This window comes from Anaeromyxobacter sp. SG64 (assembly GCF_022690745.1).
In the GTDB taxonomy this organism is placed as follows: domain Bacteria; phylum Myxococcota; class Myxococcia; order Myxococcales; family Anaeromyxobacteraceae; genus Anaeromyxobacter; species Anaeromyxobacter soli.
Map to the genome: position 1 here is coordinate 1 of NZ_JALCZB010000131.1, position 10208 is coordinate 10208.

At 74.0% G+C, this 10208-nt stretch carries 10 protein-coding genes and 1 pseudogene; 3 read left to right on the plus strand and 8 right to left on the minus strand.

Going from position 1 to position 10208, the window contains the following annotated elements; translation table 11 throughout:
• From MNZ29_RS22315 to MNZ29_RS22325, 3 genes and pseudogenes are all read right to left on the minus strand, one after another.
• Nucleotides 1-832 (minus strand): annotated as a pseudogene (locus tag MNZ29_RS22315) (hypothetical protein); the annotation flags it as partial.
• Nucleotides 829-1596: an ABC transporter ATP-binding protein gene (locus MNZ29_RS22320; RefSeq protein ID WP_242356791.1), complete on the minus strand. Its 768-nt coding sequence runs from the start codon at nt 1594-1596 to the stop codon at nt 829-831. The pseudogene MNZ29_RS22315 and the gene MNZ29_RS22320, both read right to left, overlap by 4 nt.
• 106 nt (nt 1597-1702) lie before the next feature.
• A complete protein-coding gene (locus tag MNZ29_RS22325) occupies nt 1703-2065 on the minus strand; it encodes a PilZ domain-containing protein (RefSeq protein WP_242339988.1) in 363 nt (120 codons plus the stop codon).
• Between the two features lie 188 nt (nt 2066-2253).
• Between MNZ29_RS22325 and MNZ29_RS22330 the strand changes: the two genes are divergently transcribed.
• The gene (locus tag MNZ29_RS22330; protein WP_242339987.1) at nt 2254-2856 is read left to right on the plus strand and encodes a DUF6066 family protein; all 603 of its coding nucleotides are present in this window, start codon (nt 2254-2256) and stop codon (nt 2854-2856) included.
• A 74-nt stretch (nt 2857-2930) separates the two neighbouring features.
• Here MNZ29_RS22330 and MNZ29_RS22335 read toward each other — a convergent pair whose 3' ends face one another.
• From MNZ29_RS22335 to MNZ29_RS22355, 5 genes are all read right to left on the minus strand, one after another.
• The gene (locus MNZ29_RS22335; RefSeq protein WP_242356793.1) at nt 2931-4559 is read right to left on the minus strand and encodes a Do family serine endopeptidase; all 1629 of its coding nucleotides are present in this window, start codon (nt 4557-4559) and stop codon (nt 2931-2933) included.
• Nucleotides 4560-4653: 94 nt separating this feature from the next.
• Nucleotides 4654-5301 carry a nucleotide exchange factor GrpE gene (locus MNZ29_RS22340; RefSeq protein ID WP_242339984.1) on the minus strand — a complete coding sequence of 216 codons (648 nt, stop codon included), beginning with the start codon at nt 5299-5301 and terminating at the stop codon, nt 4654-4656.
• Between the two features lie 127 nt (nt 5302-5428).
• Entirely contained in the window at nt 5429-5656 is a 228-nt protein-coding gene (locus tag MNZ29_RS22345) for a hypothetical protein (RefSeq protein ID WP_242339982.1), read from the minus strand.
• A complete protein-coding gene (gene ftsH, locus MNZ29_RS22350) occupies nt 5653-7707 on the minus strand; it encodes an ATP-dependent zinc metalloprotease FtsH (RefSeq protein ID WP_242356795.1) in 2055 nt (684 codons plus the stop codon). The genes MNZ29_RS22345 and ftsH overlap by 4 nt, the downstream gene beginning before the upstream one ends.
• Before the next feature lie 204 nt (nt 7708-7911).
• Nucleotides 7912-8301: a (deoxy)nucleoside triphosphate pyrophosphohydrolase gene (locus tag MNZ29_RS22355; protein ID WP_242339980.1), complete on the minus strand. Its 390-nt coding sequence runs from the start codon at nt 8299-8301 to the stop codon at nt 7912-7914.
• A gap of 137 nt (nt 8302-8438) precedes the next feature.
• Here MNZ29_RS22355 and MNZ29_RS22360 point away from each other — a divergent pair, with 137 nt between their 5' ends.
• Nucleotides 8439-9824 (plus strand): MBL fold metallo-hydrolase RNA specificity domain-containing protein, encoded by a 1386-nt coding sequence (locus MNZ29_RS22360; RefSeq protein WP_242356797.1) that lies wholly within the window; start codon nt 8439-8441, stop codon nt 9822-9824.
• A 28-nt stretch (nt 9825-9852) separates the two neighbouring features.
• Nucleotides 9853-10208 (plus strand): homocysteine S-methyltransferase family protein (locus MNZ29_RS22365; RefSeq protein WP_242356799.1); only part of this gene is annotated, 356 nt, incomplete at its 3' end.

Genomic DNA, 10208 nt, shown 5'->3' on the forward strand with positions numbered 1-10208 from the left:
CGAGCCGGTAAGCGGCCCAGGCGGTCGCGCCGCCGGCCAGGACGAGCGCCGCGGCCCAGGGCAGCGCCGCGAGCACGCGGCCCGCGTAGAGCTCCCCGGCGCCGGCCTCCGCGAGCGCGGCGGGGTACGCGAGCCAGCGGAGCGCGCGGGCGCCGCGCAGCATGCGGAGCAGCGCGCCGGGATGGCCGGCGGTCCAGGCGAGGAGCACCCCCACGCCGACGTAGACCGCCGCGACCAGGATCTCCCGGGCGCGCCGGCCGCGGAGCAGCCGCGCGAGGAGCTCCTGGAGGAGCGCGACGAGCGCGACGGTGGCCACGACGAAGGCGGCGAGCACGACGGCGAGCAGCGCGAGCCAGGCGCCGGGACGCGCCACCGCGGCGCCGCCGAACGCGCCGGCGAGGAGCAGGCACCAGAACGCCGCGAACGGATCGCCCGCAACGGACGCCGCGAGCCCGTGGCCGAACGCCTGCGCCGGCGAGATGGGGTAGACGAGGAAGCGGCGCAGGTCGAGCGCGTCGCGCTCCGAGATCGAGAGCGACACCACCGTCCAGGTCTGCCAGACGCCGAAGAAGAGGGCCGCGATCGGCACGGTCGCCTGCAGCCCCCGCCCCGCGCGCACCGCCTGGTACGTGCCGATCCCGGTGAGCGCCGCGAAGGCGAGCCCGGCCGGCACGGCGACGACATAGAGCGCGACGCGCGCGACGACCTCCGGCACGCCGCCGGGGCGCCGCAGCCGGCGCAGGAGCAGGAGCCAGCGGAGCTCCGCGAGCGCGCGCAGGGTGCCGAGCGCGCCCGGCGGCGCGGGCGCGCGTCCCCCCTCCCCCGCGCTCACGCGCCCTCGCCGAGCCAGGAGAGGCCGCGCACCTCGCCGCGCTCGTCTCCGACGGTGCGGATGAACACCTCCTCGAGCGTGAGGGCGCCGCGGACCTCCGCGAGCGTGCCCTGCGCCGCGAGGCGGCCCTCCCGGATGATCCCCACGTGCGTGACGATCCGCTCCACCACCTCGAGCACGTGGCTCGTGAGGAAGATCGTCAGGGCGCGCCGGGCGACGAGGTCCTGGAGGAGGCGCCGGATCCCGCTCACGGCGACCGCGTCGATGCCCTCGAACGGCTCGTCGAGGAAGAGCAGCCGGGGCCCGTGGATGAGGGCGCAGCCGAGCGCGAGCTTCTTCCGCATCCCGTGGCTGTACTCGGAGACGAGCTTCCCGGCGTCGTCCGCGAGCTCGAGCGCGCCGAGGAGCTCGTCGGCGCGCCGTCCGGCCTCGCGGCGCTCGAGCCCGTAGAGCTGCCCGTGGATGCGGAGCTGCTCCGCGCCGGAGAGGCGCTCGAAGAGCGCGAGGCCGTCCGGCACGACGCCGACGCGACCCTTCACGGAGAGCGGATCGACGGCGAGGTCCGTCCCGAGCACGCGCGCCCGCCCGGAGGTGGGGGCGAGCAGGCCGGTGAGCATCTTGATGGTCGTGCTCTTCCCCGCGCCGTTCGGACCGAGGAACCCGTAGAACGCGCCCTCCGGCACGGCGAGCGCGAGCCCCTCCACGGCGGCCCGCCCGTGGAACAGGCGCGTGAGCCCCTCCGTCTCGATCGCGAGCGTCGTCACGGGGCTGTTCTACCGCGGGCCGGGGAGGCGTGCCGGCGAGCCACCCACGATGGCACGCGGCCCCGGCGGGCGGCGCGACGCAGGCGACACGGCGGGTGAAGCGGGATCACTGGAGCGCGGCGGAGACCGCGTCGTCCTCGAAGTAGAGGAACCGCACGCCCATGCCGCGAAGCGCGAGCGGGCCGCGGTCGGCGGCGGGCGTTCGGCCGATGAGGTGGCAGACGTAGCGGACCTCCGCCACGGCGGTCATCTCGCCCGACTCGGCGGGGAACGTGACGCGGACCTGGGAGCCGATGGGGTGCGGGACGCGGGTCTCGACGAACATGCCGCCCTCGGAGATGTTCCGGGCGATCCCGAGCCCCATCCCGCGCTCGCCCTCGAGGTAGACGCGGAAGACCTTGTCGAGGCGCGGCGTCGCGCGACGTTCCACCGGCGCCGTCGTCCGCCCGTCCTTGCGGCTGTTCAGCATGTCGTCCGCCTCCTGCCTGAGACCGCAGGCTAGGGCGGTGTGCGAATGTGGTCAAAAAAGCGACCTGCGCCTTCATGGGCGCTCCTGCCGCACGCCGAAGGATTAACTTTCCTACAGGCCGGAGGGCGCCACGCTAGACTCGAGGCACCCGCCCGGGCGACCTGCCCGATTCGAACGGACTCCATCACATGCGTCTTCTCTGGGTCGCGGTACTGCTCCTCGCCTCCACCCCTGCTGCCGTCCGAGCGGGCGAGCGCTTCGACGCCGTCGCGACGAGCGCGGAGCGCCTCGACGCGCTCGAGCCCTTCCTCGCGCGCTACGTCGGCCACTGCACCGACATCTACACGCGCGCGGCCTGCGAGGCGAATGTGCTCGCGGCGCGCCGGTCCGTCGCCGGCAAGACGTTCACCGTTCGTGTCACCGACGCGGCGACGCTGGTCCGCGCCGAGCTGCAGGGCGACGGCTTCGTGCTGCTCGTGACGCCCTTCGTGGACGGCGGCGGGCTCGCCCTCACCCACGGCGCGCCGGCGCGGCAGGACGCCTCCGGCCACCCCCTCGTGAACCTCATCCCCATCCGCGGAAAGCTCCCGCCGGGCGTGATGGACATGGAGTTCCAGGGGCCGTTCCGCACCGGCGCCATCGAGCTCGAGATCGTCTTCAAGCCCGAGCGGACCTGGAAGCTGCCGCGGCGCGGCGAGGGCGGGCAGATGGAGGGCGTCGCCGCCCGCTTCGTGGCCATCCGCGTCATGGACGCGCGCACCGGCAACGAGATCGCCTCGCGCGTGCTGTAGCCGCCGCGCGAAAGCTGCTGCAGAGGGCCGCCCCGCCGACCGGGACGGCCCTCTGCTCTTCTGCGAGGCCCAGGCTACTGCCGTCCGCCGACCGGGACGGCCACGTAGACGAGGTCCTGGCCGCGGCGCACGCGCAGGAGCGCGACCTCGCCGTCCTTCATCCTGGCGATCGCCTGCGCGACGTCCTGGACCGTCTTCACCGGCTTCCGGTTCAGCTCGACGATGATCATGCCGGGTTCGATGCCGGCGCGCGCGGCCGGACCGCTCGCCACCACGTCGCGGACCAGCACGCCGTCGCCCGGCTCGACCCCGACCTGGCGCGCGATCTGCGGCGTCAGATCGCCGAGCGTCACGCCGAGCTTCGGGCTCTTGTCGCCCTTCGGCTCCTCCTCGCCCGTGTCGCCGCGCGCGATCGCCTCCTCGTCGTCCGGACGCTGCGCGACGGCGAAGCTCACCTGCTTCTTCTGCCCGCCGCGGAGCACCGTGAGGTCCACCTTGCTGCCCGGCGCGACCAGGGCGACGGTGCGCGTGAGATCGCTGCCCGAGGCCACCGGCTTCCCGTTCACCGCGACGATGACGTCGCCCGGCTGGACGCCGGCCTTGGCGGCGGGGCCGCGCGGCACGACGGCCTGCACGAGCGCGCCCTTCTGATCGGGCGGCAGCCCGAAGCCCTGCGCGAGGTCGCGGCTCAGGTCCGTGATCGACACGCCCGCGTAGCCGCGCGTCACCTTCCCCTTCTCGCGGAGCTGCGGGAGGATCGACTTCGCGAGGTTGATCGGGACCGCGAAGCCGACGCCCGAGCCGAGCTGCGGCGACACGATGGCCGTGTTGATGCCGACCACCTCGCCCTTGAGGTTGAAGAGCGGGCCGCCCGAGTTGCCGGAGTTGATGGCGGCGTCGGTCTGGAGGAAGTCGTCGTACGTGCCGGTGGGGTTCACCTCGCGGCCGCGGTGCTTCGCCGAGATGATGCCGAGCGTGGCGGTGTTGCGCAGGCCGAAGGGGCTGCCGAGCGCGAGCACGAAGTCGCCCTGCCGGATCGCGTCGGAGTCGCCGAGCACGACCGTGGGGAGGTTCTTCGGCGGGTTCACGAGCTTGATGAGCGCCACGTCGGTGGCCGGGTCCCGCCCGACCGTCTCGGCCTTGAACTCGCCGCCGTCGGTCAGCCGGACGAGGATGTCCGTGGCGTCCTGGACGACGTGGTTGTTCGTGAGGATGAAGCCCTCCGGGCTGATGAGGAAGCCCGAGCCGAGCGACGAGCCGCGGAACTCCTCGGGCATCTGCGGCGCGGGGCGGCCGCCGAAGAACCGGTCGAAGAAGTCCTGGAACTCCTGGTCGTCGCCGCCGCCCTGCCCGGGCGCGCCGCCGCGGCCGCCCGGGGCCTGCCCGCGGCCGTGCGGCGACTGAGGCATCCCGCGGACGGGCGGGTGCTTCATGACGGTGGTGGTCGAGATGTTCACGACCGCGCCCTGCACCTTCTCGATGAGCGGCGCCACCGAGCCCTGAGAAGGAACGGCGATCTGCGCCTGCTGCTGCGCGGACTGCTGTGGGGACTGCTGCGCGGCGTCGACGTACAGCGGCGCCCCCCCACCGGCCGGTGCCGCTGCGGAACGCTGGGGCTCGGTCGCGGCGCGGCCATCCTGCGAGCACGCGAGCAGGGCCGCGATGAACGTGACGCTGAGGCTTCGACGGAAGATGCGGCGCATGCTGCACTCCTGGGAAAGTTGATCCGGCCGAAAGACGCCCGGCGTGGAGATCTATTCCCGCCACGCCGCGGCCGGAGCGGAACCGCGCGAGATGCTACGCCTGCGCGAGACGCCCCACCCGCACCCGCGCGGGGCGAAGGACGCGGTCGCCGATGCGATACCCCGGCCGGATCTCGTGCAGCACGACGCCGTCCTGCGCCGCGTCCGCCACGGGGATGACGTCGATGGCCTCGGCGACGTGGGGATCGAAGGGCTGGCCTTGCACGGGGATCTTCTGCGCGCCGAGCTCGGCGATCCGCTTGTGCAGCGAGACCAGCGAGATGCGCACGCCCTCCGCGAGGTTCCGCAGGGCGTCCCCCTGCACCTCGCCGGCGCTCACCGCCGCCAGCGCTCGCTCGAGATCGTCGGCCGCCTCGAGGAGCGCCTGCACCACGTTGGCGCGCTCGGCCTCCAGGAGGCGCGTGCGCTCGCGCTCGAGGCGCTGCCGGAAGGCCTTGTTGTCCTCGACGAGCGACGCGTACGCGCGCGACAGCTCGTCGATCCGGGTCTGCTGGGCGGCGAGCTGCGCGTCGCGCGGGTCCGCGCCGGCCTCCGCCTCCGGAGCCGCCTGCGCGCCCCCGGTCCCCTCGGACCCGCCCTCCTCCACCGGCGCGCCGTCGCTGCGGAACCGCCGCCTGTCGACGACCTTCACCTGCGGCTCGCCACCCTCCGCGCCGGGCGCACCGCGACGTTCATCGGACATGCCTTGTCGTTACCTCCGGCCGCGAACGTAACCACACGTCCAGGGCTGTCAAACGCGTAGAGCCCCGCCTGCGCGCGGACGCGCCGGGGGCTCATTCGATCGGGACGGCGCGCCGTTCGGCGCGGGCTCAGGGCGGCGGCGGGTCTCCGGGCAGCTCGTCGAGGGCCTCGCCACGCGCGTCGCGGATCTCCACGCCCGCGGCGCGCAGGCTGTAGAACAGCAACCAGCGCTCCGCCGGGGACAGGCTGCCGTGGGGGAGCGCCCGATCGATCTCCTGGAGCGACAGGTGTCCCCGCCGGATGCCGGTCTGGAAGAGGACCTTGCGCGCCTCGTGGCTCTCGGACGCGTGCTTCACTCTCCGTCCCCGGGTGCCGTGCGAGCCACCGCCTGCGGCCCCTGCCAGGAGTCGCGGTGCTCCTCCGCCATCGCCACCGGCCGCGAGGGGTTCTCGGGCGGCGCCTCCGCGTGGCCGGGGCCGTGGATGGTGCCGGGCCGGGAGACCTTCGGGCCCCACAGCCGCGTCATCTCCTCCTCCTCGACCACCTCCGCCGTGAGGAGCCGCGCGGCCATGGCGTCGAGCTTCTCGCGGTGGTGGCGGATCGCCTCCTGCGCGCGCCCGTGCGCCTCCACGACGAGGGACTGCACCTCGCGGTCCACCTCGAGCGCCGTCTGCTCCGAGTACGTACGCGGCTCGAACCCCTTGCCGAGGAAGGACGGCGCGCGCTCCTCGTTGAGCGCGATCGGCCCGAGCGCTGGGCTCATGCCGTAGTCCTTGACCATCATGCGGGCGAGCCCGGTCGCCTGCTGGAGGTCGTTGGAGGCGCCGGTGGACGGCTCGCCGAACACCTCCTCCTCCGCGACGCGGCCGCCCATGAGCCCCGCCATGCGGTCTCGCAGCTCGGATAGCGTGAGGAGGTAGCGATCCTCGATGGGCAGCTGGAGCGTGTACCCGAGCGCGCCGAGGCCGCGCGGGATGATGGAGACCTTCGTCACCCGGTCCGCGTAGGGCAGCATCCAGGAGACGAGCGCGTGCCCGGCCTCGTGGAACGCGACGATCTCCTTCTCGCGCTCGTTGATGCGCCGGCTCTTCTTCTCGAGCCCGGCGACGACGCGCTCGATCGCCTCCTCGAACTCCGAGCGCGTGACCGCGCTCTTGTTGCGCCGCGCGGCGAGGAGCGCCGCCTCGTTCACGACGTTCGCGAGGTCGGCGCCCGCGAAGCCCGGCGTCCGCGCCGCGACCGAGCGGAGGTCCACGTCGGCGCCGAGCTTCACGTTCTTCGCGTGGATCTGGAGGATCTTCTCGCGGCCGCGCTTGTCCGGGCGGTCCACGAGGACCTGCCGGTCGAAGCGGCCCGGCCGCATCAGCGCCGGGTCGAGGATCTCGGGCCGGTTCGTCGCGCCCATGATGATGAGCCCGGCGCGGGCGTCGAACCCGTCCATCTCCGCGAGGAGCTGGTTCAGCGTCTGCTCGCGCTCGTCGTGGCCGCCGACGACGCCCGAGTTGCGCGACTTGCCGAGCGCGTCGAGCTCGTCGATGAACACGATGCAAGGCGCCTTCTGCGTCGCCTGCGCGAAGAGGTCGCGCACGCGGGCGGCGCCGACGCCCACGAACATCTCGACGAACTCGGAGCCCGAGAGCGAGAAGAACGGCACGCCCGCCTCGCCCGCGGTGGCGCGCGCGAGGAGCGTCTTGCCGGTCCCCGGGGGTCCGACGAGCAGCACGCCCTTCGGGATCCGGCCGCCGAGCCGCCGGTACTTCTCCGGCGTCTTCAGGAACTCGACGATCTCCTGGAGCTCCTCGACCGCCTCGTCGATGCCGGCCACGTCCTGGAAGGTGATGCCGGTGTCCGGCTCCATGTGGACGCGCGCGCGCGTCTTGCCGAACGCCATGACGCCCGGCGGCCCCTGGCCCATCTGTCCGGACATGCGCCGCATGATCCACGCCCAGAACAGGAGCCCGAGCGCGATGGGCGCGACCCAGACCCAGAACAGGTCGCCCATGCCGCCGCCGGCGACCGCGTCGTACGGCACGCCGGCCTTCTCGATGGCCGGGACGAGCTCGTCGTCGCCGCCGGGGATGCGCGTCGCGACGTACGGGAGCGCCTGACCACCCTTGTCGCTCTTGTCGCCGTCGGCGGCGCCGCCCTCCACCGGCTTCGGGATGCCGCGCACCCAGTCCGGCCCGATCACGACGCGCTCGAAGCTGCTCTGGCGCACCATGTCCTTGAACTGCGAGTACGGGATGCGCCGCACGCCGACGTCCTGGAACGCGCGGAAGAGGAACACCGCCAGCGCGATGAGCACGAGCCACGCCGCCGGCGAGGCGAGCGGCACGCGTGTCTGCGGTCCCTGGCGCGAGCCTCGCTCGCCCCGCTGTCCGTGTGGCTTCTTGTCGTCCGCTGGCACTGGGCCTCCCGCCCCCTTCGCAGGGAATCTGTGCATGTCGGGGGAGCGGGCAATCCGCCGCCTCACGATGGAGCGCACCGAACCGAGGTCGGGCGAGGGCAGCAGACCGGCAGGGTCTTGCCAGGCGGGCGCGTGGCCGAAAGACGGGCGCTTCCGCGGCGCGGGCTGGCGCGCCGCGCTACGATCCGGTGGACGCCCCTGGCGTCACAGCCCGAGCAGCTTCGCGATGGTCTTCTCGTCCGCCGCGGGGAACTCGTACTGATCGAGCTCGTCGGGGCGCACCCACCGGTGGGCGTGGACGCGCAGGTTCTGGATGGGCCCGCTCACGAGCCGGCAGCGGTAGACGCAGAAGTCGATGTCGTAGCTCTCGTACGCGTGCTCGACGTGGATCACGCGATCGCCGACCTCGACGCCGATCGCCATCTCCTCGCGCAGCTCGCGCGCGAGCGCCGCGGGGTCCGTCTCCCCCGCCTCGACGCGTCCGCCGGGAAACTCCCACAGGAGCGGCAACGACGCGCGGGGCGGGCGCTGGGTGATGAGGTACTTCCCGTCCTGCTCGATCATCGCCCCGACGACCCGGATCTTCCGGCGCATCGCTTGTGTCCCCGTTCGCCTCGAGGCCGTCGGACGGCGCTCGCCTGAACTCGTCGGAACGACGCGGCGGGCGCGACCGCCCGCTCCGGCAGGCGGCGCACCTCGCCGACCCTCATGAATTGTAGAATCGGCACACCATGGCGTCCATCCGGTTCCTCGGCGCGGCGGGTACGGTGACCGGCTCGCGCTTCCTCGTCGAGTCCGGCTCGGCGCGGGTCCTCGTCGACGCGGGCCTGTTCCAGGGGCAGAAGGAGCTGCGGCTCAGGAACCGCGCGCCCTGGCCGGTGCCGCCGGGCTCGATCGACGCGGTGGTCCTCACCCACGCGCACCTCGACCACACCGGGGCCTTGCCGCAGCTCGTCCGCGACGGCTTCCGCGGCCTCGCGCATTGCACGCCCGCGACGCGCGACCTCGCAGGCCTCCTGCTGCCCGACTCGGGCCGGCTGCAGGAGGAGGAGGCGCGCTACGCGAACCGAAAGGGTTACTCGAAGCACGCCCCGAATGCGGCGCCGCTCTACTCGGAGGCCGACGCGCTGGCCGCGCTCCCCGTCCTCTCGCCCCTCCGCTACGGAGAGCTGCGCGAGGTCGTCCCGGGCGTTCGCCTCCGCTTCCGCCGCGCGGGCCACATCCTCGGCAGCGCCCTCGCGGAGCTCGTCCTGGATGGCCCCCGGCCCCTGAGGCTCCTCTTCAGCGGCGATCTCGGCCGCTACGGCGCGCCGATCCTGCCCGACCCGGAGCCGGGCGCCGCCGCCGCCGCGCTCGTCCTCGAGAGCACCTACGGCGGCAAGCGCCACCCGGAGGTCCCCGCCGCGGCGGCCCTGGCGGAGGAGATCCGGCGCTCCGTGCACGCGGGCGGGGCCATCGTGATTCCGGCCTTCGCGATCGGCCGCACCCAGGAGGTGCTGTTCACGCTCCGCGCGCTCGAGAAGCGCGGCGAGATCCCGGCCCTCCCCGTCTTCGTGGACTCGCCGATGGCGCTCGACGCGACGCCGTTCTTCCTCGCGCACCGCGACGAGCACGACGACGAGATGACGAGGCTCATGGCGGCCGGCGAGGAGCCGCTCCGGCCGGCGAAGCTCACCTTCTGCCGGAGCCCCGATCAGTCGAAGGCGCTGAACGACGTGCAGGGCCCGTGCATCATCCTGTCCGCCTCGGGCATGGCGACCGGCGGGCGCGTGCTCCACCACCTCGCGCACCGGCTGCCCGATCCGCGGACCACCGTCCTGCTCGTCGGCTTCCAGGCGGCCGGGACGCGCGGCGCCACGCTCCAGAGCGGCGCGCAGACCGTCCGGATCCACGGCGAGGACGTGCCGGTGAGGGCGCGGGTGGCCACGATCAGCGGCTTCTCGGCGCACGCCGACGAGGCGGAGCTCTCGCGCTGGCTCGCGACGTTCCCCTCGAAGCCGCGGCGGACCTTCCTCGTGCACGGCGAGGCCGCCGCGCTCGCCGCCTCGAAGGCGCGGATGGACGCGCTCGGCTGGCCGGCGCACGTGCCGCGCCACCTCGAGGAGGTCGCGCTGTGATCCCCGTCCCACCCCGGGGGACGCGCTGATGCTCGGCCCGCGGCTGCTCCTCGACGGTGCCCTGGGGACGGCGCTCATCGCGCGCGGGCTCCCTCCGGAGGCGCTCCCGGAGGAGTGGCTCCTCGCGCGTCCCGGGGTCGTCCGCGACGTCCACGCGGAGCACGCCGCGGCCGGGGCCGGTCTCCTCCTCACCTGCACCTTCAACCTGGCGGCGCCGAGGCTCGCCGCGCGCCTCGATCCCGTCCGCGTCGAGGCGCTCGCCGCGGCGGCGGTGCGGGTCGCGCGCGAGGCGGCTCCGCACGCGCGGGTCGCCGGCGCGCTCGGCCCGACGGGCCTCGCCGGCCCGGGACGATCCGCGCCGGTCCGCGCCCTCGCCGCGGGCTA